This window comes from Natrinema sp. 74, from assembly GCF_046097095.1.
Lineage (GTDB): Archaea > Halobacteriota > Halobacteria > Halobacteriales > Natrialbaceae > Natrinema.
Genome location: NZ_CP175699.1, coordinates 128,634 through 153,330 on the forward strand (window position 1 = coordinate 128,634; position 24,697 = coordinate 153,330).

The following is a 24,697-nucleotide window of genomic DNA, read 5'->3' on the forward strand; positions in this document are numbered from 1 at the left end:
ATAAACAGCAGAGGTTGTGTTCCAAAACGCCTATATGAAGAGGTGTTCATACAAACATCTATGAGTCAACAGCCGGATCGGCTTGAGCGCCTCATTACTGAACAAGAGGGGGAATGTTGTGCTGCTGATATCGATGCACGAATTGAGTTACTCGAAAGCCACATTACTAACTTCCCAACAGACACCGAGCGAGATCGTGTAGCCCTCAAAGCCCTCAGTAACGATACTCGGTATACGATTGTTCATCTCCTCGCTATTGCAGAACGTGAACTCTGCGTCTGCGAACTCACGCCTGTGGTCGATGTCAGTGACAGCGCCGTAAGCCATGCACTCTCCGACCTCTACGACGCCGGTCTTGTCACACGTCGCAAAGACGGGACCTGGCGCTATTACGAAGCGACCGACCGAGCAACGGCACTTCTTGAAGCACTTGATGACACCAGGGAGGGGGACGAATGAGTACTCCCGCTATCCGGGTGGCATTCATGTGTGTCCAGAACGCCGGGCGAAGCCAGATGGCAACTGCATTTGCCCAACAGGAGCGGCAAAAGCGAGGTTTAACAGACGAGGTCGAAATCCTCACAGGCGGCACACACCCGGCAGACGCTGTCCACGAGGTGGTCATCGAAGTGATGGAGGACAAAGGATTCGACCTGTCAGACCGGACCCCACGCGAGATTACCACTGCCGAACTCGAATCGTGTGACTATGTCGCCACGATGGGCTGTTCGACACTCGAACTCGACGCTGACAACTCTACCGTTGACGTACGAGATTGGGCCCTTGACGACCCTGATGGGAAAGACCTTGCCGAGGCACGCAATATCCGAGACACTGTCCGCCAACGTGTGCAGGCCCTATTTGACGAAATCGAGCGGGAGATGAACAAAGATGAGTAATGCAGACGCCCACGAACACGGTCCGAACTGCGACTGTAAGAGCTGCGGCGATCCCCGGTCGATGGACTTCCTCGATAAGTACCTCACCGTCTGGATCTTCGGTGCAATGGCGATCGGTGTCGGGCTTGGATTTGTCGCCCCCTCGGTCACCCAACCGATTCAGGACTTGCATCTCGTCGAGATTGGTCTGATTCTCATGATGTATCCGCCGCTGGCGAAGGCGGACTACTCGCGGCTCCGGGCCGTCTTCAGCAACTGGCGCGTGCTCAGCCTCAGTCTCATTCAAAATTGGCTTATCGGCCCGACGCTCATGTTCGGGCTTGCGGTTGTCTTCTTTAGTGGGCTCGTGCCCGGCCTGCCGGCGCGTCCCGAGTACTTCCTTGGACTCGTCTTCATCGGTATGGCGCGGTGTATTGCGATGGTGCTCGTCTGGAACGAACTCGCCGAGGGCTCGACCGAATACGTGACTGGTTTAGTCGCGTTCAACAGCCTCTTCCAGATCATCACCTACGGCGTGTACGTCTGGTTTTTCGGGCTGTTTCTCCCCCCACTGCTCGGGATGGAGGCATTGGTCGCCGGGATTCAGACGTTCAATATCACGCCGATGCAGGTCTTCGAGGCCATCGTCGTGTTCCTCGGAATCCCCTTCGCCGCCGGCTTTCTTACTCGGTACGCCGGTACGCGAGTCAAAAGTCAATCGTGGTACGAGGACGAGATTATCCCGAAAATCGACCCGCTGACATTGGTCGCATTACTGTTTACGGTCATCGTTATGTTCGCCACGCAGGGTAAGAACATCGTCGCGTCGCCGGGTGACGTACTTCTCATCGCAGTGCCATTGACGGTCTACTTCGTCGTGATGTTCCTGGTGAGCTTCGGGATGGGGAAAGGGATCGGTGCAGACTACTCGACGACGACGGCCATCGGGTTCACAGCGGCGAGCAACAACTTCGAACTGGCCATCGCAGTAGCTGTTGCCGTGTTCGGTGTCGGCTCCGGCGTCGCCTTCACGACGGTTGTTGGGCCGCTGATCGAGGTGCCGGTGCTCCTCGCATTGGTCAATGTGGCGTTGTATTTCCAGCGCCGGCTCGACTGGACTGAGACGACATCGGAAAGTCCGGGCGCAGCACCGTCAAGCCCCGTTCTTGAAGAGGACTAACAACTACATTCTTTGAATTCATCCTCTGTACTAAGCGGTAGGTCTATCCCCTGTATTGAGCGGCTGTTTCATTCCTATCTCTGAATAAAGAAACCGTATTGGCAACTACTGTTACTCTTCCTCGCAGACGACGTCGCGGAGCTCGTCGAGGAGATCGGGATGATGCTCGGCGAGGACTTCGACGTCCGTCTCTAATTCCTCAATCCTGCTTCGTACGCGGTGAATCGCTTGGTATCGCTTTTCGTCGGATACATCAGCCTCTCCCGTGATTCTCTCTCGATCCGTCGTTGTCATGATCGCGCGGTATTTTCCCACGTCAAGTGTTCCGGAAGCCATCTACTTCTACATTAGCACCATTGCCACTTAACTTCGCACCATAGCCAATAGTTTGCTTTGATGCTAATTATTAAATGGGTAGGGGGGTATAGATGTAACTGAGAAGCGCGGGACGCCTCAGAAGATGAGGCCGGTGTTGAAGGCACCGACCCCGCGCTTCGTGGAGACACGAAGCATGAAGAAATCCAACGTCGCGGCACAAGAACGTGCCGACACGACTGAAGCACCGACCGCCAAACCTGATTCAAGAAATCGGATTACCAACAAGAGAGGTTCCGGCACGACGGACGAATCGACCACCGAAAACGTGGAAGCAGACCTCGATCTCGCCGAGCTGATCGAGCAGCACGAAAACACCGACTGGAGCGAGATTCCGGGCATCAGTGCTGCCGAGGCCGGCGCGTGGACGGCACGCCTGATCGAGGCGCGGGACGCAGTCAAGGAGGGTCTGTGATGCAGCGCCGAACCTTCCTCGGTGCGGCAGCCGCACTCGCCGGACTACCACAGGTGGCAGGTGCAGAAACACCAGATACAGGCGCGGTCATCGAAGACCGGAGCGTGACCGACGACGGGACGTACTCGGTCACAGACTGTGGCTCCGTTCCGGGCGGGCTGAACAACGTCCACGTCACGGCGGACATGAACGACGGCCCGCTCGAAGTCGAAGGCGTTCACGAAGAGAACGGCTGGAGCGGCGTCGGGCTCCGGTGGAGTTCCGGCCCCATTGAGGTCGGCACCGGCCTCGATCCCGACGACGCCCGCGATCTCGCTGCCCGGCTCGTCGTCGCAGCGGATGCAGCCGAAGGAAACCTCGAAGGCGAGGGTGATCTCTGATGCAGCGCCGCGAGTTTCTCCAAGCGGCGGTCGCCGGAGCAGCTGCCGGAGACATCCCCGATGCGGAGATCACCGCCCAACAGAACCGTCTGCTGGATCTGGCAGACCGCGACGACGATGAGCGATGGGCGTACGAGACGACACGGAACCTCGCACACGTCCGCTCGGGGCTTGTGAGCGCCGAACTCGATGCGCTGTGCGACAATCCGAACGGCATCATCGAAACCCCACGTCGTCGGTCGTGGCGGCATCCCGCTCGGCTTCGAGGTGAGCACGGACGACGACGAGTCCGTCGGAACACTGGTGCATCTCTCGGCTGAGCAGGCAGAGGCGCTGGCCGTCGATCTACTTGAACAGGCGCACGCAGCGAGGGAGGACGACGATGCAGACCAGTGACGCCCGCGTGACGGCCCGGATCGTCCGCACTGAAGCTGGCGAGAACTACACGGAGTATCGGATCGGCGGCGTCGGCTACGGCTCTCTGGACGCGCTGGAGGCCGCACTGGACGCCTGCTGACTCTCCCCACAACCACATTATGAGCCCGCTACACGGTGTGCTCACGTCAACCTCCTGTCCCACCACCGACCGACGCTCGGGGATGTCTTCGGGCGCAGTGAGTCGGGGAGCAAAGCGTGTGCCGGGGTTCGACTCCCCGAACGGGCACTCCGGGTGGCGACCGACCGCCACGGAATCGACCGACAACCAACCAACGACACCAAACCATGATTGAAGATATCGACCGCGACGTGTTCGTACGGATTCAGACCGACCTGCTGGTGGTCGGGGACAGCATCATGACCGACAGACACCACGCCTCGAACGGCAACTACGAGGACGACGACCCGCAGAACCAGATCGGCGGCATCATCCCGGCGTTCAGCCTCTCTGGTTGGCTTCGCCACGGAATGGAGAAGGTCGTCCAGGAACGCGGCGGCACCGCCTGCCACCCCGGGGAGGCGAACGCAAACTTCCGCAAGGACGGCGTCTACAACCGCGACCTCGACGCCGGGTATCACCCGAAAGGCGACTGCCTCGAAGATGAAGACGGCAACGGGTGCGTGATTCTCGACCTCTTCGGCGGCTTCGGGAACCGCCCCGGCAAGGTGATGCGCCGCCCGATCCAGTTCTCGCCCGTCCGCTCCAGCGTGGATTACACGCGAGGGCAGGCCGAAGGCCACTACCGCCGCCTCAACCGGAACGTCGTCTCCCGAAACGAGGAAGACAACCGGGAGCCGCTACGGAACGCCAAACTGGACGCCGTCGGGAACTTCGACGGTGCATGGCACCTCTCCTTCCGGGAGACAAAGCCCGAGTTCGTCGCGCTACTGGCCGAAGCCATCGACTACCTGGACGCGCACAAGACCGACTTCATGCACCAACTCGGTGGTGCGCGGAACTTCGGCGGTGGGATCGTCGATTGCGAGCTCGTGAATCCGCTCTACAATGAGACCGAGCTGCGGCGAGTGTTCGACCGCGGGAAGGGCAACACGAACAAGATGGACGACAAGGACGACGAATGGGCCGACGAGTACCTTCCTGAGTTCGAGAGCGCCTTGTCGGCGCGTGTGGAGGCCGAATCGTGACCGACACGATGCTCACCGCCTTCCGGCACGACGCCCACAAGTTCACCGGCGAGAGCCACGAGGACGCCCGCGGGGAGTTCGCTGGCGTGCCCGTGAACCAGTCGGTGCCCGAGGGCGCTGACGGCGATGCCGCGGCGCTCTCGCGGCCTCAGCAGAAGCAGGAGCAGACCGTCCCGACCCACGACGACCACTATCGGTTGTCCTTGCTCACCGGCAAGACGGCCTATGACTCTGGTGAGTTCTCGCGGGCGACTATCGAGAGCGAGGTGTCGGACCTCATCGGTATCGAGGACGCACAGACCGCGCACGAGAGGTGGCTGGCGTCCGACGTGGCCGCCGCGTTCAACGAGTCCGTGTATCACCCGTATACCTCGTTGAAGTTCCACACGCTCCTCGTGGCGGCGCTACTGGACAACTACCGGGCCGACCACGACTTCGGCAATCTCCGGCTCATCGTGGACCCGGCGGGCGACGTCGTCCCGTTCCGCACGGTCTTCGACGGCGACCGCTTCGCGCTCCGTATCGACGAGAACACGGACGGGAATCCGTCGGCCCGGCTTGGGAGTCGTCCGTGGCGGTCGTGGGCGTCAGCGTGGAACCGCCTGACGGCGCACCCGCTCGATACCGGCCACGACAAGTACGACATGACCCTCGATGCCAACCTTCGGCGGATGCAGTCCTGGAGCGCGGCGCTCCAGTACATCGAGGACTACGCTGAATGGAGGCCCGACCGATGACGGCTATTCAGCAAGTCCTGTGGGAATTGCGGATGGACTACATCGGCCACCCGTACTACGGCTCGGGGAACGCCATCCTGCACGCCCTCGGTCAGCACCTCGATCCCGAGACGCACGGGTCGGTGTCGGCCAGTCACGGCGTCTTCGTGCCCGGTCAGTTCGGGACGTTCCCCGAGGAACACACGCAGTCGGGCATCCGCCCGTACCTCGGGAGTTGCCTCCCCGACGCTGAGGCCTACGACGACCTCTTCCTCCAGCGGGAAGCGATGCAACGGTGGTTGCTGGATACCCGCGCTCGGGACGCGCTGAACACGCACAATCTCCGCGTCCACGGCGGCCACCCGGCGCTCGCTCACGAGACCATCATGGGTCGGCGGGAGGACCAGCGGAAGCAACAGCAGACCACGAAATGGTACGTTCATGCCTACCTGCACGCCGATGACCCGACGGTACTCCCGCTCGGCGAGGATGTGCTGGAGGGCCTCCAGTTCGGCGGCAAGCGGAACTACGGCTACGGCGAGGTCCAGCTGAAGGACACGCAGATGGTGGACCTCGATGAACTGGACTACTCGCGGCTCGAAGGCGTGGAGACGTACCTCATCGAACTCGTGACGCCGTTCGTGGTGGAGTCGGAGTATCCCGACGCGGACGACCGGCCCGTACCGTGGTGGTGGGCTGAGAACCGTGACGACCTGCGACTCCGTGAAGAGAAGATCCTCGAACAGCGCGAGGTATTCAGACTGGTGACGGTGGACCACGGGCAGGTCGTGAAGTACCTCGGCGACCGTCCGGTGGAGACCGCGAAGAACGGCCTCACCCGGGTCGGCTCACACTCCCGATATGGCTTCGGAGAACTGCGTCTGAAGCCCCTCAGCGAACAGTATCAAGAATCAGAGAAGTAACGACTAACAGGCAACCGATGGAACACCAGAATCAGGATGAATCGCGTGAGAAAAATACAGCTGTGCGGCTGAATAAAGAAATCGTATTACCAACAACTGATACTAGCAAAAATGGGTTCCGTCCTGACTACTCCCACCAGCGGCCGCGCTTGGGGAAGTGGATCGTCGTCCAGCCGGTCACGGCCAGTGAGACACGGCCTTTGATACTCACCTCTTTTCGAGAAAGTTCCTCAAGCTTTTGAGTGGTCGAGACGCTGACTGCTCTCCTCAACCTGACTATTGAGACCGAGAATATCAGGGCGCTACTGACGACCCTAGCGACCCTAGAGTGAATTGAACTCTCTGTTGCAGGAACACTTGTAGGTGGCGTCGTGCCGTGGACAACCTCTATAGCGCTACTTCCGAAGTACTGTTCTGGACCTGATTCATCCTCGCTGTTAGCGCTGGGCAACGAGGACGTGGGAATCCAGCGGGATAACAATCCCCTGATCGTCGATGTAATCGTGGAGCGCCTCCGCAATGTCGTCGAGGAGTACTTCTCGGACACCGCGATCCAAGGAATCCAAGGAACCTGCCAACGGTGAGCTAGCAGCCTCTCGACGGACGAACTCTTCTACCGAGGGATAACGCACTGAGCTAATCTCGATCGTAATGACTGGGTCACTGAACCCTGCGTCTTCGGCCAGGGCGCGAAGCTCCTTCCTACTGTGCCCGCGGAATGGCGATCGCATCATCATTCCAGCCTCGGCCCCGGCATGTCGCTCCAGCGCCTCGGCTAGCTTGTCGTATCCAACGTTGTACGAAAGCGGCCGGAAGACACTGACCGCTAGCCGGCCTTCCGGCGCAAGTACGCGATGCATCTCCCGGAGCGCGACAGCGGGATCCTCGACGAACTGAAGCGCCTGTTGACAAAATATCACGTCGAAGGTCTCGTCAGAGAAGGGGAGCGCTGTCGCATCCCCCTGTCGCCACTCGATCGCCGGCGTAATATCGGCAGTAGCCGTTCTGGCCACCGTGAGCATCGCCTCGTTAATATCGATGCCAACGACGGTTCCCTGTTCACCGACATGGGTCGCCGCACGTCGGGCCATGATGCCAGTGCCACAGCCGACATCGAGGACTCGGTCTCCTTCTCGGATGTTGGCATGTTTGATGAGGCGCTCCGCCCACGGGCCAAAGAGCGGAGGAACCAGATACTGCTCGTAGGCCTCAGGACCACTTTCCGTCAGTTGCCATCCGCCATTGCCTGCCATTGAACTTCACCAATCATTCAGGTACGACTCGCGGGAGCATAGAGGTTCTGTGCCAGTCGACTCGACGCAAATCCCGTTTCCTCCTGAAGCGTGAGAATCAACGAGTGTGAACGTGACGGTCAGTCGACCAGAGCCAAACGATTTCGATCGGGACCGTTCTATGACGAGTCGTCGGCAATAGTTCGATCCTCGGTGCCGCAGTAGACGGCCTTGACGTATCGATCCGGGTTGCCGAGGATCCACTCTCGCGTCGCTTCGAACCCGTAGTCGTCGAGCGCCTCGAGGATCTCTTCGGAGAGGAGGTCGTGGGTTCCCATCTGCCGAAGGGTCTTCAGTTCGCAGTGTACCTGGCGCGGAACCGACACCGGGTCCGGGGTTCGATCGTTTGTACTCGATTCGTCGTCCGTCATCTGCTCGTTCGTTTGCTGGTTCATTTCGTCGTGTGAGAGCACAGTGACCGGTCGGCCAACCGGTGTTTTCTGTCCGCTACCACACCGTCGCGGTCGACGGCGCTATCACCCGCCATGGGGATCGGCGTAGAACGCGACCGTCCCGACCGCGTCCGCACTCGTGTGGCCGTACGCGCGAAGCAGGGTCTGGACCTCGGGTCGTCGGAGCGAGTGTCGATCGGCATAGAGGAAGGACAACCGAACGAGCCGTACGTCCGCGGCCTCGTGTCCCGTGGTCCCCGGCCGACCGAACCACTCTGCGTCGGGTTCGTAGTAGCCGACGCCACCCCGACCGGCGGCGTACTGGTGCGAGCGCACGCCACGGACGAGAGTCAAGGTGTCTGTCGGGAGCGGCGTCACTTCGCCAGCGAGACGATCACCCGTCCGATCCACAGTGGTTTGCGCGTTAGCGATTCGAACGTCCGCGTCGTCCGCTTCCCCAAGTGGTGCGATCTCTGCCCACGTCTGGACGGGGTCGTCGGTCGACCAGGCTTCGACCAGACGGGACGGGCGGAGAGGGTCCGCCCAGGACGACTGCGGCGGCCGAAGCGCGGCCGTGGCAGTCGGCACCACTCGCGCTTCGTAGTCGCCTTCATTCTCGCGGACCGTCCCACGTTCCGCGGCCAGGATCGGCCGACCGGCGACGAGCACGTCTACCTCGCGGTCGGCGAAGCGGCGGAACCCGGCGGTCGACGCAGTGACGTCGAGGGTGATAGCCCGTCGCCGGCGTTCGGTCAATCTGTCCATCGCGTCGTCCACCGCAGGCCGGTGTGGCGGACTAACGGCGACCGTCGCCGACTGCGAGCCCGTCGCTGGTTCGCCGCTCGCTGGACCTGACATGAATCCGGCCGCGGCCGTCGCGCCAGCCGCTGCAAGGAACGTCCGCCGCGACGTCGGAACGGAGCCATCGTCGCCGCTTGCTGATGCCGTAGAGGGGTTCATTGTGGCGTCTTGGATTAGTCTCCAGCGCCCTTCCCGTCGTCACTGTCCTCCTCACCGACGAGTGCGTCCTCGCCTTCGGGAATGGGGTTGTTGAACGTCGCCGGATCGGATGCCTGAATGTCCGGATCGTAGCCCTCCAGTTCGTGCTGTGTGAAGTACGAGAACTCGCCTTCGTCGTCGGGAGCGACGCCCGACGTCCACGGCTCCTCGGGATCGGGCTGTTGCTCGAGGTTCGTGGACATGAAGGCGTAATTGTACTGCTGGTTTTCTGCTTCGTCGGGGAAGCTGTCGGGGATCGGCACCACGTCGTAGGGGTCTTCCGGATCGCCGAGATCTTTCAAGATCTGGATCCATTGGTTTTGGTGCATCGTATCGCGCGCGATGAGATACGAGAGCATGTCCTTCATCCCCGGATCGTCGGTCATCTCGTACAGGCGGCAGGCGAGCTGTCGCCCGGTTGACTCTGCAGCGATGTTCGCGTACATATCAGCTGCTAGATTGCCGCTCGCGATGACATAGTTGCCGTTGAACGGTACGCCGTTCGCATCGACGAACAGTGGATTCAAACCGGCCGAGAGGAACTGGCGTGGCTGGTACTCGGGTGTCCCGTCGTTTCCGACGGTCGTGGGAGCCCCTTGGAGGTTCTTGTGGATCGCCGTGGCGTACATCTCGACGTGGCCGAACTCCTCGGCGGCGGTGTCGATGAGTGCACGCCGGTACGGCTTGAACTCTTCAGTTTTCGGCAGGCCCATCGCCTGGGCCATGTATTGCATTGCGACGCGCACTTCGCCCTCGATACCGCCGATTCCTTCTTGGAGCATTTTCGCGAACTCTGGGTCCGGCTCTTCGACCTCAACCGGGTACTGGAGTTCATCTCCTTCGTGGTAGAACATCGTGTTTCTCGAGGATAGGATCGGTGATTGTTATTCGCAACTTACAACACATTGACAGTAAGTGGGCAAAATCAGTAGCGTGGCTCGCATCAAGCCTACTCGCGAGTGCCGTGGGATGGAATTGATTATCTGCAGAATACAGGGCGCAGAGTCAGCATCGAGACGACTTAAATTTGAAGCGCGTAAATCGAACGATACAGGTGAACTCTGATCTGCAGGAACGAACGACTGGGATCCTTCTAAACCCCTTGTAGCTCTCGCTGAGCAGGTCTGCGAGCATCAACCAGCTCAACAGTACGACCTACTCACTTCTCAAATTGGCTCAACTAGACAGTGCCGAAATTCTCCAAATGTAGATTCTTACCGTGGATTTGCGTTGGCAGAGAGATCTGACCTAACCGTCTCAACGAGTACGTATTATCCGTTAGAAGCAGTCCATCTACAATCGGGAACCGACCAAACTTTGTCTCGTACTCTCCGAAATCATCCTCATCACACACCAACACGTCCGGAGTATCAAGGGCCTCGTTCGGCTTTAGACCGCACCAAATTTAATTAGAAACTGACGACGGGACCTATCCATTCAAATATCAATATATAGATCACCCAAAAATGGCTATTCCCGAGAATTCTCCTATTCTGAATTCCTCTATTGAAATCCGTTCTTGAGGTCGTGGCTGCGCGCGCAGCAAAGCGAGCACAGAGCAGAAGGATGGGGCGGCGGGGTCAGGGTCGGTCCGGCGCACACCAACAAAGAAGGGCGTTGCGCTTGCCTACTCTTCCCACCACCGACCATGCTCTGGGAATTCGATCCTGCTCCAGCCCATGATGGCGATGCTGTACCGCCCCGAGACCAGTTTTCGTAGCGGTCCGGATTCTCGATCTGGTTTGAGCTTCGGAGGCAGGTTCCGTCAAGCCAGCGCGAAAACCGTCCCGTCTCGCGTCCCGGCGTACACGCGTGAGCCAACCGGCGCGATTGCATCAACTTCGGCGGTCGTTTCGACGTTCCAGAGTTGTGTGCCGTCATTCGCGTCAAACGCGTAGATGTTACCACCATCGCCACCGCCGTACACGAGAACGGTTTCCGCCGTTCCGTTTCCGCCAGCAAGGATGGGCGCGTGTATCCATCCGTCTGTTTCCTTCTGCCACTGTTCGCGCCCTTCAGCGTTGAGCGCGTACGCACCGAGGAGGCCCCCGTCGATTCGGTCTTCACTCGTCCGCACTCCCGCGGCGTAGGCAGCGTCTTGGTCAACTGCTTGGCCGGTGTATGAACTGACGCCGATCGGGGTTCGCCACTGCTCGCGTCCATCCTCGAAGGCCACGACAACGCCTCCGTCGCTCGGGAAGGTGACCATGAAGTACAGGCGGTCGTCGATGTACGTCAGTGGCGACTGTATCCGTGGCGTGTCGAGTAGTTCCACCGTCTTTAGGTGCCCATGCTGTATCTCGCCGAATCCCGAGCGAAGTGTAGCCTTGCCGAGGCCGGTTTGAGCGAAGTAAAGTGCTTCGTTCCCGACGGCGTGATGCACTGGAGCGGGGGTGTCGTGGGACCACTTCTGAGTCCCGTCTGATGGCGAGAAAGCCATGATCATTGAATCAGTCAGGAGGACGGCGCCGGCAGTCGGAATAAGATGAGTGAGTGTGTCTGAATCCCCATATGTCGTCCGCCACTGCCGACTGCCATCAGCGAGCAAGTGAGCGTGGACGACAGTCCCGTCATCAGTGTGACCAGCAGCGTAAACTGTCCCGTCACGGATCCCAGCTACCTTGCCACCGTCGGGAGCGGTCCACTCGCTTTTCAGATCGCGATCGTATGTCTGGACATTCGGCACTGTCTAGTTTAGCACCTCCGCTGGCGTCTGTCCGTTGAGTGACTGGTGGGGTCGCTGTATGTTGTAATAGTGTACGAGCTGTTCAAGACACTCTCTGACGCTCGCCCGACTGCCGACCCACGAGTTATGGAAGCGGTCAACCCGCATTTTGAGCGTGTGAAACCACTTTTCGATGTGGTTTCGATCAACGTAATCGAGGTGACCGCTCAATCCCAATCGGGAGAGGGCAGTCAGATAACCGTAGCCATCAACGAGAAACTCAGCGTCGGAGAGATCGTGTTTTTCGGTGAGTCCATGCAGAAACGCAGCAGCTGGATCGGTGCCTCGACGCCCAAAGAGCGCGACGTCGAGAATGAGTTTTGTGTCGAGGTCTATTGCAGCGTACAGCCAAGATCGTTCACCGTTAATCCTGACAGCGGTTTCATCAACCGCGACCCGCCGACGGCTGCGCCGTCCTCAGAACGCTTTGCGTTCTGATGGGCCGCACGAGAGCGTGGCTCTCGTGGACGTCGGCGGGTCTGGTACGCTGTCAGCCAGCCGATGTATCCAGTGCCAGATCGCGTGATGAGAGCGTTCAACGCCGAGTGAGCGGAGAATTGCTTGTGTCTCTCGAAGCGAACAACCGGTTGCGTGGAGCCGGACGGCGAACGCCCTGACGGGCGTCGCCGTCCGCTCACGCTCCCAACATTCATCAAATTCCGCCGCGTAGCTCTCGCTGAGCAGGTCTGCGAGCATCATTCCAAACCAACTCTACGACCTGCTCACTTCTCAAACCGCGCTAACTAGACGGTGCCCTGGGGACCATCGTACCAGCGAACCTGCCGGAGCTAGTTCACGGTATTTACTGCCGCGTTCCGCAACTTCCCAAGATTGTAAGATTTGAATGATCCCTACGCGCCGCTTCTGCTTGCAGCGCTTTCATTCCTTCAACTAACGCTCTACTTCGGAGGGTTTTTAACTGTTTATTCGAGAGGATATCCGAGCCATCTCATTGGCAACGATCTCATATCCTTCATCGACTCCCATCCCGGGCTTGGCTAGTAGCTGCGCCGGTTGCGTTGCGAGCGCCACCTGTGCACAGACTCGAGCAGAGACATCCGTTTCCGCGCAGCTTCCACCTAAGTATGCACGTGTATCAGTGTTTTGGCAGTACTGGACAGCATCGATACTTGCAGTGATCTCACCGAGATCGGGCGTCTTGATCTGGACTACATCGACGGCACCAGAGTCGACAAAGGCGGTGACATCGTCGTAGGTGTTGCAAAACTCGTCGGCGATGATGTCTACAGGTACTGAACACTCGGTTAAGGCGTCTCGGAGCACTCCGAGCACACGAATCTGCTCGTCGCGTGATCCTGCCTCTATCGGGCTCTCTATTTGGAGCGAATACGGCGACGCGGCGTTGTCGAGGGCTGCGAAGTAGTCTATCACTTCGTTACGGTCGTACGGAGGTGCAAATATTTCACCGATTGTTCCGTAGATGTCAATGTGGAACGTCGGATCATAGGTTGGCGAGCCAAGTTCGGTCACTCGTTCACTGAGCCACTTAAGGTACTTAAGGAGCTGTTCTCCTTCCTGGCCAATCTCATCTACCGAATTAAACAGCCCATGGGGAAGAATAGGGACTTCTTTAAGAATCATCTTTTCGGCGTTTCGTCGGCGATCACTGCCGCTTTGACAGAAGATTGGAACTGGCTGAGGCGTATGATCGATCCCGTATTCGGCACTAACTACCTCTGTCATCGTCCGTGCAGAAGCTGTCGCTGCGGCATCGAGTAACGCTTGGGAGACTCCGTATCGGACTGCTGTATGTAAATCTTCCGTGTCAGCAATATCGCTCAGGGTATCGATGTTACTCGTAAACGCACTGGCATCTCGACCGACAAGTGCCTCCGAAATTGTCGTCTCAATCTCGTCGAGGTGGTCCTCCGCAGTAAAAAATGCATCGCGACCACCGAATCCGGAGTATTGGACCGCTGTACAATCACCGAGGCCGGTTTGACCGTCTTCAAGTTCGATTATTACACTTGCTGCTTCAGCCGGTTGACGGACATCGGTGAATCCCGAGGTAATTGTCTCTCCTTTATAGAGAAACCCATCGCGGTTTGCGTTCGCAACAATAGCCTCCTTATCGTCGAAGTAGTACCCACCTGTTGTTACCACTGCGGTTACGTTATCTATCTCTGTCATTTGTATCCGTGTTAGTATTTATTGAGGTGTTATATATAAATTCCTATTATGAATAAGTCGTTGTTTTGGGCTGTGTTCGATCTGATTTCGCCGTTCATTCTATCATATATGGAGAGATCACTAACACAGTTTTTATCGGGTTAGGAGAACGGCAGAGATTACATGCATATGGATGTAACACCGGATGCAGATCAAAGTAGTGGTACGAGATAGGTGAATTTTCGGTGTCCTATTTCAACGACTCAGCTCCGATGGGAAAGGTGGAAGTCTCTACAAAGGAGAGGGAGAGAAAATTATGGTACACGGTACTAGGATACCTATATTGAGCAAGGGGGGGAGGCCCTACTATCGATGTAGTTAGGGTGATCACCATGTTGAATGAGGTAATTCCATGATACATAGACTTATAACGTTTGGAGAGAAAGGGAACGTATGACCGAGAGTCAACTTTTGACGACGACCGAAACATCGTTAGCGGTGATCGAAGCAATTCAGGAACTCGACGGGGCGACACCGGCCGAACTCGCAGCGGCGCTTGAACTGTCTGAAAGCACCGTCTACAAACACCTCTATACTCTTGCAAAACACGGCTATGTCGTCTCCGACGGCGACGAATACCGACCCGGGGCTCGGTTCTATCACATTGGGATGTACGTCCGGAACCGTAGCAAAGTATACGAACTGGCGGGCAAGTACGTAATCGAACTCGCCGAGCAGTCGAACGAGGAATCCGATTTTGGAATCGAGGAGAATGGTCGCATCGTGACGCTGTTTGATTCAGTTGGCAGTTCCGCCAAGCCGAGTTCTCGGCTCAACAACTACGAGTACATGCATACGACGGCCATCGGAAAGGCAATCCTCGCTCGATTGCCGGAGTCACGCGTCGACGAGATCGCCGACCGGTGGGGTCTCCCGGAACTCACTGAGGAGACGATCACGTCCCGGGCGGAACTCGATGCCGAGCTTGAGCATATTCGAGAACGGGGCTATGCAATCAACGATCAGGAATCGATTCCAGGCAAACGCGTCGCCGGCGTCATCGCCGAGGGTCCTAATGGGAGACTCATCGGCGGGTTCACAATCTCCGGTCCGGCATACCGGATCGAAGACGCTGACCTCCACCAGGAATTCCCGGACATCCTGCAGCGAGTTGTGCCGAATTTCGAGACGGAACTAGTCTCACAGGGTCACCTATAATCGGTTCAAGGTTGACGAAAGAACCGATAATCGACCAATTGGGGGTGCTATACTCATAGATCGAATTCGGTATGCATCTATTCCCTAGCGATATCCGTTGAATACCCTGTAGAGAACGACACTGGGCGCACACATCTGCTTGCTTCTCTGACTTTCTTCAAAGGATTAAAATAGTACGACTCACACATTGAGTGTGTATGTCATACGAATCACTGCCGTTCGCAGCACTTGCACTAGCTCCGCCGCTGCTCGCGATCACACTCGCGATGTATACGCGGCAGGTGTTGGTGTCCCTGTTCGCCGGCGTTTGGATCGGTGCGTTAATGATCGCCGATTGGAATCCGATCGCGGCGACGGCACTGTCGATGGACTGGATCGTCGAGGTCATTAGATCGCCGTTCGACACCAAGTTCCTGATCCTGATCATGTTCATGGGTGCCGGTGCCGCGTTCATCTACAAGTCGGGTGGTATTATCGCGTTACAGAACTGGATCGGCCATCGAGTAAACACCGCTCGTGACTCACAAATACTGACGTGGCTTATCGGGATCTTCATCTTCTTCGATTCATATACGAGTACCATCGTGACCGGGAACGCGACTCGCGACCTCTCACAGAAGAACAACACGTCTCGAGAGATGCACGCCTACGTGCTTGACTCGACGACATCGCCGGTTGCGACCTTCGGACCCGTCTCGAACTGGATCGGCTATCAAGTATCGATGATCATCGTCGGGTTCGAGGCTGCCAAGTTCAGCGCCGAAGAGGTCGGACTTACCGCGTTCGGACTCTTTCTACAGAGCATTCCATGGAATATATACTGTTTTCTGGCGTTTTTCATGGTCGGGTTCATTTCGATCACACAGCGATTCTACGGTCCAATGCTAGACGCGGAATGGCGGTCGCGCAAGGAGAAGAAGACACACCGGGATGACGCGACACCGCTCTCGGATATCACGACCGATGTCGGTGAACCAAGCGAGAAGAATCCGACGCTGGTCAATTTCTTCGCGCCGATCCTCTCGCTTCTGGTCGTCGGGCTCGTTTCGATGTGGTGGCTCGGAGGTGGCCATCAGTCCGGTGTTGACATTGCGACCGCGTTCCAGGAAACCGACGTTGCACTCGGGCTTCTGTACGGATCGTTCGCCTTCATGGTCGTCGGGATGCTCGGTGCTATCGGTTTCGGAACCATGGATCTCGAAGAGGCGAGCGACACCGTGATCAACGGCTTCAAGACGATGATGATCGCGGCAGCGATCATCGTCCTCGCGTGGAGCATCGGTCATGCCGCCGAACAGGTCGGAACTGCCGAATACATCGTCGATATCATGGTCAACAGTGGTATCCCCGGCTCGTTCCTACCGCTGCTGATCTTCCTCGCGGCGATGTTCATCGCGTTCACGACGGGAACGTCGTGGGGCACCATGGCTATCCTGACGCCGCTTGCGATTCCACTCGGCTACGAACTGTCCGGACTATCGATCCTCCCAGTCCTCACGGGAGTTCTGTTCGGCGGGGCGATCTGGGGCGATCACGTCTCACCGATCAGTGATACCACGGTTATGTCGTCGATCTTCGCCGGTTCAGATCATATCGATCACGTGCGAACGCAAATCCCATTCGCGATGACGGCGGCCGGCGTAACGGTGCTCATGTTGCTCCTGTACGCGCTCGGGCTGACCTCGGCACTCGTGTTACTGCCGCTGTCGATCGTCCTTACCGCGGCCGCCGTCATCGCACTGAACAAATTCGACGCTGGCCGAAAGGATCTCCCCGAAGTCATGCCGACCACCGACGCCATCGATAACGGAGAAATCGACGTCGATGCGATCGAGAACGGAACTTCGACCGATGAAACGCGGATCAACGGTGCGTACGCGTTCCTCGAGTCGATTCCGCTACTCGCCGTCAGTGTCGTCATCGCATATCTCTGTCTCGTGTTCGCATTCATGACGCTTGGCTACTAAGCCGGTAGCGTTCCGTTTCTGCTGTTTTGATACCATTGAGAGTAGGCGTCCAGAGACATCCGTAACAGATCCGGTCGATATCGATCAGCTCGCAGTCGAGATTAATCACAACCGGTATACGTTTCGTTCAGACAGTATGACGTATGCCGACTGTCTACGTTATCGCCACCGGTGGCACGATCGCGAGTACCTCAAGCGACACCGGCGCAGTCCCGACTGAATCGGTTCAAGAGCTAGTACGAGCGTATCCGGAGAGTTTCGATCACGTCGATGTCGAACTGGAACAGGTCGCGCAAACGCCGAGTTCAGAGCTGACGATCGACGACCTCGTGGCGCTCGGTGACCGCGTTCGCGGCATCGCCGATGACGTCGACGGAGTCGTCGTCCTCCACGGAACCGATACGATCGAAGAGACCGCGTACTACCTTGATCTCGTACTCGATGTCGACGTGCCAGTCGTCCTTACTGGGGCACAACGACCGGACGATAGCCTGAGCCCCGACGGGCCGGCGAACCTTCGTGGGGCGCTCACTGCAGCGAGCCACGACTACGTTCGGACAGGCACCTACGTCTTCTTCAATGACCGTCTTCACGCGGCACGGCCGGTGACGAAGGATCACAGTACGAATCTCGATGCATACGATTCAGGTGCGTATGGACCGATCGCCGATCGGACGCCGGACGGACTCTGGTTCTACCGTCGACCCGAGAGTCTCTCAGTCACGCTCCCCGTTCGGGATATCACGGCGAACGTCGAACTCGTACAGACATCGACTGATACTGGCGGGAGTCAGATCGGCCACGCTGTCGATCGCGGTGTCGACGGAATCGTCGTCGATGCGCTCGGAGTAGGAAATGTTCCCACGGCCGTTGCAGACGCTATCGATAGTGCCGTCAACGATGTCGTCGTCGTGATCGCGACGAGATGTCGAAACGGAGTCGTCTCGCCAGTGTACGGCTCCGACGGCGGGGCCGCCGTTCTCGAGGAGAAAGGCGTCCTGTTCGCATCGAACCTGTCCGCTCACAAGGCCCGAATCAAGCTTCTGGTGGCCTTGTCATGTCATTCGAAAGAAACGGTTCGAGAAGCGTTTGACACCGGGCAGCTCAGCGGTCACGGATACCAGTAGCTACGACTGAGAGTCGGCTCGGACGACGTTGAGCGGGTTTACTCTGCGTAGCTGTCAGACCGTATCCGTGCAGCCAAACGCTCGGCGACGGCGAACTCTCGGGATACGGAGAGGGGCTTTGGACTAGGATCGAGTACGTCGCTCACAAGTTCGCATGCTTTCGCTGCGGAACCCCAGGAGAGGGTTACGCCCGCACCACCGTGGCCACAGTTGTGAACGACTGGGCGGCCGTTACGAGAAACACGTTCGATGCGGACACCGTGGCCATCAGGGTCACGTACCGGACGAAATCCATATCGGCCTACGAGTTCCCCCTCCGTGATAGCGACATCCGCATACGCGTCGAGCAGTTCGTCGTTGATCGCGATGATTCGCGACGGAACCTCTACTCCTCCAACGGATCGAGAACTACCGAGAATCTGCCCATCCCAGTCTTCGTCGGGTGAGACGGGTATGCGACTACCACCGAGTACTATCGTGTCCATCCGAGGATAGGCATATACCTCACCGGCGAGTCCGTCCGGAATCGTATCGGGGTCAGGTACATAGTTATAGGAGAAGAGGTCACCGGACTCGTTTTGAACGAGAGAGAGTCCGTCGGCGAGGACCTGATGTCCAACGTGGACCATCCACGGTCGGGGATCGTCGAACAATCGTCGAGAGCCGAGCCCAGCGCAGTTTACCAGTACATCGCCGGGAAGATCACGGCAGGCATCACGGGTAAGCGACCGCTTGTGAACGGTCCCACCAAGGGAGTCGTAGAGCGTATAACAACGAGAAAGATACACCGGTAGCTCGGCAAAATACGCGTCGAACCGCCAGCCGAACACGGAACGAGCGTCCGGTCGCCGGGGATATCGTTCGACCTCTGAAAGACGGCGAAACCCACGAACTGTCGTTGCGTATTCCGGGTCCGACTGGTCCTCTTCGGACAACACGAAGTGGGGCTGCTGGCGGACGCCCATTGATCCCGCGGCGGCAAGCAACCCGAACACGTCCTGCGAAATTGCGAGAAGACGGTGCTGGTCAGAGATGGTCACAGACGCCGGTTTGATCGATGCGGCTGCATACGGCGTTGCAAACTCTGGATCCAACTCGTCACGAAACGGCACTTTTTCCGTGTAGATCGCAGTCGAATATCCACGGAGTTCGAGGTAGATTGCAGTCGTTATGCCGATAACACCGCCACCGATTACCGCTATATCGATAGTTCGTCTAGTTTGCTTAGTTTGTTTCATAGCAGATCAACGCTGTCGCACCCGATATTCGTTGTGATGGCTACGAGCAACCGGCAGTGCCTCGTGTACCACCTCCGCCAATGTGTCTAATATACTTATTAAATATATACAATACATTATAGTAATGTATGTACTAATCAAGATTCCTTCAGAGTCACGTGACACCTCTCTGTAAGCTATGGAATCGATCACTGCGCATCTCGAGTGCGTGAGCTCTACTTCGAGCTCGTTTCGATCGACGTGGTCGATGTGAGCGCTCAATCTTAGCCGAGAGAGAGAGTATGAGATGGCCGTAGCTATCGACACGAAACACAGCGTCCGAGATCGTATTTCTCGGTCGCTTGAGCGTGGTCGCAGCGGCTTATCGATCCCTCGTCGTCCGAAGAGTACGAGACCATAGATCGATCCTACCCATAAATGATATTTCGATGGTGAAGAAATACTAATAGCTTCTAATCATAACAGAATTCCGTCACGGCCTAGTTGGACCAGTTTGAGAAGTGAGCAGGTCGTACTGTTAAGTTGGCAGATGCTCGCAGACCTGCTCAGCGAGAGCTATGAGGGGGATTTAGAAGAATCTTGGGAGAGGGTACTGTCTAGTTAAACATTCTTGGCAGAAAGCGGCGTCTCAGCGGTTGTTACGACTATAGTGGTAAGTCAAGTTCGTGAGGAAACTTCTTCAACGTGGAGAAACATCGTCGCCAACTACTTAATTCTCGCTCTTGTGTAGGGCTACGGAAAGACTCTATAGTTACACTGAGCCAGCCATAATCTAGGAGTATGTCATCTACTCAGCCGGCGTTCGGAGCGATGTTTCGAGAATTGATCGGGCTGGGCGTCGTCGACCACGTTTTTTGCGCCCTAGAGAGGGCAAGGAGTCCACCGAGGGTCCTCGTCCAGAGATAACTTCCTGTGAGTCAGCAACAGAGTGCCGACAACGTCTTAATCGACGACATTCCGGTTGATATCGACAACACACAATCAGAGGACATTGATCCGGCCTTTCGGTAGGCTATTGAATGGGTGCGCCGCCTTGCGACCGACACGCCCAGCAATGTCGATCGATTCGACGAGTACCTTGAGTACCTCGTCATAGTCGGCTTCGCTGACGAACCCCACGAACTCCGGTAACCGAGAGCTCGGTTTTTTGTACGTCCCTACGGGGTGCGACATGTTCTGAACTGCCGCAATCGCGGTGAACTCGATTCAGTGACCTCAATAGCTATGACCAGCGACCCATCGGCCTCGTTCAATGAAACCGACACGCGACACGACGAGATACACAGTACAATCGAACAGGGGATCAAGGAGCTTGGCGATGGCGTTGATGTGGCGCAGGCCAGCGAGGTATTCTAAGAGTTGCTCGATGTCCAGTGTCCACACCCCATCGTGTCCAGTGTCACACCGACGACGGGGACACCCCACGTTTCCGCTCTATAGATTTGAAAAACATAGCCTGAGGTGGTATGGAGAGGTTATAGAGCGGAAATGAGGGGTGATTTCCTAGACCATGTTTCCACTCTAACGAGAGTGCGGATTGATCGATCGGATTAAACGGATACTCTAGGGACACACCCACCCCATGTTTCTCCGGAGTAAGAACTAATTTCGCTCTGATTCTCCCTGCATTTACTACTCGAAAACGGGGGGTGTTATGGAGAAACGACGGAAACATGGGGTGAGTGCCTCCCACTCTTGAGCTGAGTCATTCGTCGGGATTGACTGGCCCCTTGTACTTCGACGTCACTGAATCTCCTTCCCGCCACTGCCAGTAGTAGTACTGATTGTCGTTGATTTCCTTGATCGTGATCGTCGCCTTCGCCGGCACGTCGTCCGGGAGGTCATCGGGGCGCTCCTCCACGTCGGCGTCGTCCACCTCCTCCTCGAGACGAGCTTCCCGCTCTTTATGTTCGGCCAACGCCTCGGCGTAGCTGGCAACGTCCCGAAGATGCTCCGGTGTGGCTTCATTGAACGTGTTGACGATCTCTGTCGGGAGGTTCGCCGGTGGGGTCGGGAGTTCGTAGGACATCGGCTACTCTCGTGTTAACCAACATGGCCCACGAATCCATAGTTTTGTTGGTTAAGACGATAGAGACGGTTCTTGCGATTGCTGGGTGTACTCAAATCTTCTTTATATACAAGTTTCGTACTATGTTGCACCGTGCTCCGGCGCATCGAACTCGAGGTCCTCGCCACGGTCGACCGCGGCGACACGATCTCCAAGCTCGCGACGAAGCTCGACCACAGCGAGAGCTATCTCTCTCGTGCCGTCGCCGACCTCGTCGAGAAGGGGCTCGTCTACACGGAACGCGACGGCCGTCGAAAACGAGTAGTCCCATCGGATGCTCGTGCCGTCGAACTCTACCAAGACCTCGTTTGCCAGCACTCCTATATCGACTTCCCCGAGCTACTGACCGGCAAGGCACTCGAGGTGCTGTACTAATTTCTGGGCTCTGGTGAATCGCTGGACAGCGTCGGCTTCGACCGTCAGAACTAGGAGTGTGAAGCGGGAAATCGCCGATGCTCTTTGGAGAGCGCAGCAAGACTTAACCAACGAGCCAAGCCAAATCGGAGTTATGTTGGTTAAGATGACTGAGGATCTTAGAAGAAGAGATTGAATGAACAAGTGACTACACACCCCTTATCCAGAGTGAAAACGGTCGAAAGGGTGGGAGAAATTCTACCAGAAATAGCGGTTTTCAGGACGTCGTGGATAAACAGGTATCGACGTTAGAGGAACAAACGCCCCGTTTCTGATGTTATTGGACCAGAGAAGATAGCGTGGTGATGCACACACACCACCCTGCAAGTGTTCTTTACTCCAGCAAGTGAACGGAGTCATCTTGGCATGAACGATGTCATATAAAGGGAAGAATATAGAAGGAGTATATCCAATCGGAAATATCTCCTAAATCCCATTTTCGTGGACTTGAAGACCTCTTACCTCTGATTCTATCACAGGTAATAACTGGCACAACAACAACATTCTTAATAAAGCTAGCTAGTAGTAGTCGAGAAAACTGTCCTCTTACCACCCAACATCATTCTATTCCGCTATATTCAGGAGTATCTAACATCGTATCTACTCAATACCCTCCCCCACTATTTCTGAAACTGAGAACACTTGCAGGGTGGTGTGTGTGTGTTCCCGTTCCAAACAGTTGAAACACTTGCAGGGTGGTGGGTAGTTTTAATAGCGTCGGTTAGAGACGTGCAGACAATGGTGGACGTTGACGAAAATCCCTTTGACGAGAAGGATTCCATCTTTGAGCAGAAGCAGCCCCTAAAGAAGGATACGTTCACACCGGAGACTATCTTCCATCGGGACGACGAGATCGAACTTTACATCAACGCACTCCAAGACGTCGTCGTCGGCCATGCCCCAAACAACGTCTTCGTGTACGGGCCTACGGGAGTCGGCAAAACGGCAGTTACGAAGTGGGTCCGTGACAAACTCCAAGAGAAAGCAGATTCACAGGACGTTCCCTTGACTGTCCTCGGGCCAATCAACTGTCGTAACTACAAGTCCTCCTACGCACTCGTCACATCTCTTGTCAACGAGTTCCGCTCACCAGATAACCAACTTCCAGACAGTGGCTATAGCACAGATCGTGTCTTTGAGTTCCTCTACGAGGAAATAGAGGCTGTCGGAGGAAACGTTCTCATCATTCTCGACGAGATTGACAATATTCCGCCCGATGCCCGTAATGACTTCTTGTACGAACTACCTCGCGCTGAAGCTAACGAAAACACACCTATTTCAGAGGCAAAAATCGGTCTCATCGGGATCTCGAATGATCTGAAGTTCGTCGACGTCCTCGAACCGAAAGTCAAATCGACGCTTGGGGAGCGCGAGATCAAGTTCGGACCGTACAACGCAAATGAGCTCCATGATATACTCGAATACTACGCTGATATCGCGTTCTGGGACGGCGTCCTCGAGGACGACATCGTTCCGCTGGCAGCTGCTTTCTCTGCTCAGGAGCGTGGTGACGTTCGTCAGGGTCTTCGCATCCTCGAGAAAGCTGGTGAGTACGCGCGTATGGAAGACGCTAATACCGTCACTGAGGAGCACACACGGCGAGCAACCGATACGATCGAAAAAGACGAAATCCTCGACTATTTTGAGCAGGATCTGAGCTCCCAACAAGCGCTCACGTATCTTGCAACGACGCTTGCGTTCATCGAACCGAAACACGAGGCAGCGACTAAACGGATCTATAATCTCTATTCGTCGATCGCAGAGTCGAGCGGCCGGCGCGTAAAATCCGAACGCAAGATCTACGAGTTCCTTGACCAGTTGTCGATGCAGGGACTCGTTCGGTCCGCAGAGAAGAACCTGGGTCGGAAGGGTGGTCGGAAATACGTGTATGAGGTCACCGATGATCCCGCCGATATTATCGACGCCGCGCTTCAGTCGTCCTATAGTAATGCCGTTCCGAGTAACGTGAACGAAATTCTCAATCACTATTTAGAAGACGAGGCGACCGACTTCGAACCCCCAGACGAGTCCAGTGAAGAACAACAGGTACTCTGGAGATTTGTCTGACACGTACCAGATACAAAACACTTGCAGGGTGGTGTGTGCTCCTTAGAACACTTGCAGGGTGGTGTAGTAGGTCTCGAGATGTAGTGGGAAAACACTTGCAAGGTGGTGTAGTAGTCTCGGAATGTAGTGGGAAAACACTTGCAAGGTGGTGTAGTAGTCTCGGAATGTAGTGAGAAAACACTTGCAGGGTGGTGTGTGCTCCTTAGAACACTTGCAGGGTGGTGTAGTAGGTCTCGAGATGTAGTGGGAAAACACTTGCAAGGTGGTGTAGTCAGAACACTCGCAAGGTGGTGTGAGGTGAGTTCTTATCTCGTCTGTCTCCTCCTCGAACCGGGCTTCGTGTTCCTTGTGTTCGGCTAGCTCTTCGGCGTAGCTGGCAACGTCTTGGAGCTGACCCGGCGAGTACCCGTTGAGCGTGTCGACGATGTCGACCGGGAGGCCCGTTGGCGGCGTCGGTGATTCGTAGGATATCGGCTGTTCTCGTGTCGCTCTTATGTAGAACTGCGGAAAGCTCGGTTCAACACGAACCCAGAGAGTACCCTCTCTGAGCAGGGATATCCGTCAGAGACCACCACTTTGAATCCCCCTTTTTAGTCTGGCCATTGCAGA

At 56.7% G+C, this 24,697-nt stretch carries 24 protein-coding genes and 4 pseudogenes; 17 read left to right on the plus strand and 11 right to left on the minus strand.

Translation table 11 applies throughout. The features are described 5' to 3' along the window. Positions 1-60: 60 nt before the first annotated feature. From ACJ70B_RS18555 to arsB, 3 genes are read left to right on the plus strand one after another with little or no spacing between them, the layout of a single operon-like run. A complete protein-coding gene (locus ACJ70B_RS18555; RefSeq protein WP_408960507.1) occupies positions 61-459 on the plus strand; it encodes an ArsR/SmtB family transcription factor in 399 nt (132 codons plus the stop codon). Continuing rightward, positions 456-899 carry a low molecular weight phosphatase family protein gene (locus ACJ70B_RS18560; RefSeq protein WP_408960508.1) on the plus strand — a complete coding sequence of 148 codons (444 nt, stop codon included), beginning with the start codon at positions 456-458 and terminating at the stop codon, positions 897-899. The genes ACJ70B_RS18555 and ACJ70B_RS18560 overlap by 4 nt, the downstream gene beginning before the upstream one ends. Further along, positions 892-2,058, plus strand: a complete 1,167-nt coding sequence (gene arsB, locus ACJ70B_RS18565) for an ACR3 family arsenite efflux transporter (RefSeq protein WP_408960509.1) — start codon at positions 892-894, stop codon at positions 2,056-2,058. Before ACJ70B_RS18560 ends, arsB begins: the two co-directional genes overlap by 8 nt. Before the next feature lie 111 nt (positions 2,059-2,169). Here arsB and ACJ70B_RS18570 read toward each other — a convergent pair whose 3' ends face one another. Further along, positions 2,170-2,394: a hypothetical protein gene (locus ACJ70B_RS18570; RefSeq protein WP_408960510.1), complete on the minus strand. Its 225-nt coding sequence runs from the start codon at positions 2,392-2,394 to the stop codon at positions 2,170-2,172. Between the two features lie 175 nt (positions 2,395-2,569). Between ACJ70B_RS18570 and ACJ70B_RS18575 the strand changes: the two genes are divergently transcribed. The 7 genes from ACJ70B_RS18575 (at position 2,570) to ACJ70B_RS18605 (ending at position 6,451) form a co-directional block, all read left to right on the plus strand. Further along, a complete protein-coding gene (locus ACJ70B_RS18575) occupies positions 2,570-2,848 on the plus strand; it encodes a hypothetical protein (RefSeq protein WP_408960511.1) in 279 nt (92 codons plus the stop codon). Beyond that, positions 2,848-3,228, plus strand: coding sequence for a hypothetical protein (locus tag ACJ70B_RS18580; RefSeq protein ID WP_408960512.1), 381 nt, complete (start codon positions 2,848-2,850; stop codon positions 3,226-3,228). Before ACJ70B_RS18575 ends, ACJ70B_RS18580 begins: the two co-directional genes overlap by 1 nt. After that, on the plus strand, positions 3,228-3,548 hold the full coding sequence (locus ACJ70B_RS18585; RefSeq protein WP_408960513.1) for a hypothetical protein: 321 nt from the start codon (positions 3,228-3,230) through the stop codon (positions 3,546-3,548). Before ACJ70B_RS18580 ends, ACJ70B_RS18585 begins: the two co-directional genes overlap by 1 nt. A 62-nt stretch (positions 3,549-3,610) precedes the next feature. Beyond that, positions 3,611-3,745 (plus strand): hypothetical protein, encoded by a 135-nt coding sequence (locus ACJ70B_RS18590; RefSeq protein ID WP_408960514.1) that lies wholly within the window; start codon positions 3,611-3,613, stop codon positions 3,743-3,745. A gap of 206 nt (positions 3,746-3,951) precedes the next feature. Next, the gene (locus tag ACJ70B_RS18595; RefSeq protein ID WP_408960515.1) at positions 3,952-4,812 is read left to right on the plus strand and encodes a hypothetical protein; all 861 of its coding nucleotides are present in this window, start codon (positions 3,952-3,954) and stop codon (positions 4,810-4,812) included. Beyond that, positions 4,809-5,549 (plus strand): hypothetical protein, encoded by a 741-nt coding sequence (locus tag ACJ70B_RS18600; protein ID WP_408960516.1) that lies wholly within the window; start codon positions 4,809-4,811, stop codon positions 5,547-5,549. The genes ACJ70B_RS18595 and ACJ70B_RS18600 overlap by 4 nt, the downstream gene beginning before the upstream one ends. Continuing rightward, complete coding sequence (locus tag ACJ70B_RS18605; RefSeq protein ID WP_408960517.1) at positions 5,546-6,451, plus strand: hypothetical protein; 906 nt, start codon at positions 5,546-5,548, stop codon at positions 6,449-6,451. The genes ACJ70B_RS18600 and ACJ70B_RS18605 overlap by 4 nt, the downstream gene beginning before the upstream one ends. A 127-nt stretch (positions 6,452-6,578) precedes the next feature. Here the strand turns inward: ACJ70B_RS18605 and ACJ70B_RS18610 are convergent, their stop codons facing one another. From ACJ70B_RS18610 to ACJ70B_RS18645, 8 genes and pseudogenes are all read right to left on the minus strand, one after another. Then, positions 6,579-6,902, minus strand: a complete 324-nt coding sequence (locus ACJ70B_RS18610) for a hypothetical protein (RefSeq protein WP_408960716.1) — start codon at positions 6,900-6,902, stop codon at positions 6,579-6,581. Beyond that, positions 6,889-7,704, minus strand: coding sequence for a class I SAM-dependent methyltransferase (locus ACJ70B_RS18615; RefSeq protein WP_408960518.1), 816 nt, complete (start codon positions 7,702-7,704; stop codon positions 6,889-6,891). The genes ACJ70B_RS18610 and ACJ70B_RS18615 overlap by 14 nt, the downstream gene beginning before the upstream one ends. Before the next feature lie 158 nt (positions 7,705-7,862). Beyond that, entirely contained in the window at positions 7,863-8,114 is a 252-nt protein-coding gene (locus ACJ70B_RS18620; RefSeq protein WP_408960519.1) for a hypothetical protein, read from the minus strand. A 105-nt stretch (positions 8,115-8,219) separates the two neighbouring features. Further along, complete coding sequence (locus tag ACJ70B_RS18625) at positions 8,220-9,095, minus strand: hypothetical protein (RefSeq protein ID WP_408960520.1); 876 nt, start codon at positions 9,093-9,095, stop codon at positions 8,220-8,222. A gap of 14 nt (positions 9,096-9,109) precedes the next feature. Beyond that, a complete protein-coding gene (locus ACJ70B_RS18630) occupies positions 9,110-9,988 on the minus strand; it encodes a manganese catalase family protein (RefSeq protein WP_408960521.1) in 879 nt (292 codons plus the stop codon). A gap of 911 nt (positions 9,989-10,899) precedes the next feature. Further along, positions 10,900-11,820, minus strand: a complete 921-nt coding sequence (locus ACJ70B_RS18635) for a PQQ-binding-like beta-propeller repeat protein (RefSeq protein WP_408960522.1) — start codon at positions 11,818-11,820, stop codon at positions 10,900-10,902. Between the two features lie 3 nt (positions 11,821-11,823). Continuing rightward, a pseudogene (locus tag ACJ70B_RS18640) lies at positions 11,824-12,558 on the minus strand (IS6 family transposase). Positions 12,559-12,774: 216 nt separating this feature from the next. Further along, positions 12,775-14,010: a methylaspartate ammonia-lyase gene (locus ACJ70B_RS18645; protein ID WP_408960523.1), complete on the minus strand. Its 1,236-nt coding sequence runs from the start codon at positions 14,008-14,010 to the stop codon at positions 12,775-12,777. Positions 14,011-14,442: 432 nt separating this feature from the next. On the opposite strand from ACJ70B_RS18645, the gene ACJ70B_RS18650 reads away from it, so the two are divergent. The 3 genes from ACJ70B_RS18650 (at position 14,443) to ACJ70B_RS18660 (ending at position 18,301) form a co-directional block, all read left to right on the plus strand. Next, entirely contained in the window at positions 14,443-15,207 is a 765-nt protein-coding gene (locus tag ACJ70B_RS18650; RefSeq protein ID WP_408960524.1) for an IclR family transcriptional regulator, read from the plus strand. Between the two features lie 197 nt (positions 15,208-15,404). After that, positions 15,405-17,174, plus strand: coding sequence for a Na+/H+ antiporter NhaC family protein (locus ACJ70B_RS18655; RefSeq protein WP_408960525.1), 1,770 nt, complete (start codon positions 15,405-15,407; stop codon positions 17,172-17,174). Positions 17,175-17,317: 143 nt separating this feature from the next. Beyond that, positions 17,318-18,301, plus strand: coding sequence for an asparaginase (locus ACJ70B_RS18660; RefSeq protein ID WP_408960526.1), 984 nt, complete (start codon positions 17,318-17,320; stop codon positions 18,299-18,301). Positions 18,302-18,339: 38 nt separating this feature from the next. Here ACJ70B_RS18660 and ACJ70B_RS18665 read toward each other — a convergent pair whose 3' ends face one another. Continuing rightward, a complete protein-coding gene (locus ACJ70B_RS18665) occupies positions 18,340-19,539 on the minus strand; it encodes an FAD-dependent oxidoreductase (RefSeq protein WP_408960527.1) in 1,200 nt (399 codons plus the stop codon). Positions 19,540-20,451: 912 nt separating this feature from the next. Between ACJ70B_RS18665 and ACJ70B_RS18670 the strand changes: the two are divergent. Beyond that, positions 20,452-20,670, plus strand: a pseudogene (locus ACJ70B_RS18670) (hypothetical protein). 87 nt (positions 20,671-20,757) lie between these two features. After that, positions 20,758-20,892: pseudogene (locus ACJ70B_RS18675) on the plus strand (DUF955 domain-containing protein); the annotation flags it as partial. Between the two features lie 352 nt (positions 20,893-21,244). On the opposite strand, the gene ACJ70B_RS18680 reads toward ACJ70B_RS18675, so the two are convergent. Next, entirely contained in the window at positions 21,245-21,568 is a 324-nt protein-coding gene (locus ACJ70B_RS18680) for a hypothetical protein (RefSeq protein WP_408960528.1), read from the minus strand. Positions 21,569-21,700: 132 nt separating this feature from the next. On the opposite strand from ACJ70B_RS18680, the pseudogene ACJ70B_RS18685 reads away from it, so the two are divergent. Both ACJ70B_RS18685 and ACJ70B_RS18690 read left to right on the plus strand, forming a co-directional pair. Continuing rightward, positions 21,701-21,979 (plus strand): annotated as a pseudogene (locus ACJ70B_RS18685) (helix-turn-helix transcriptional regulator); the annotation flags it as partial. A 702-nt stretch (positions 21,980-22,681) separates the two neighbouring features. After that, entirely contained in the window at positions 22,682-24,088 is a 1,407-nt protein-coding gene (locus ACJ70B_RS18690) for a Cdc6/Cdc18 family protein (RefSeq protein WP_408960529.1), read from the plus strand. The last annotated feature ends 609 nt before the right edge of the window (positions 24,089-24,697 follow it).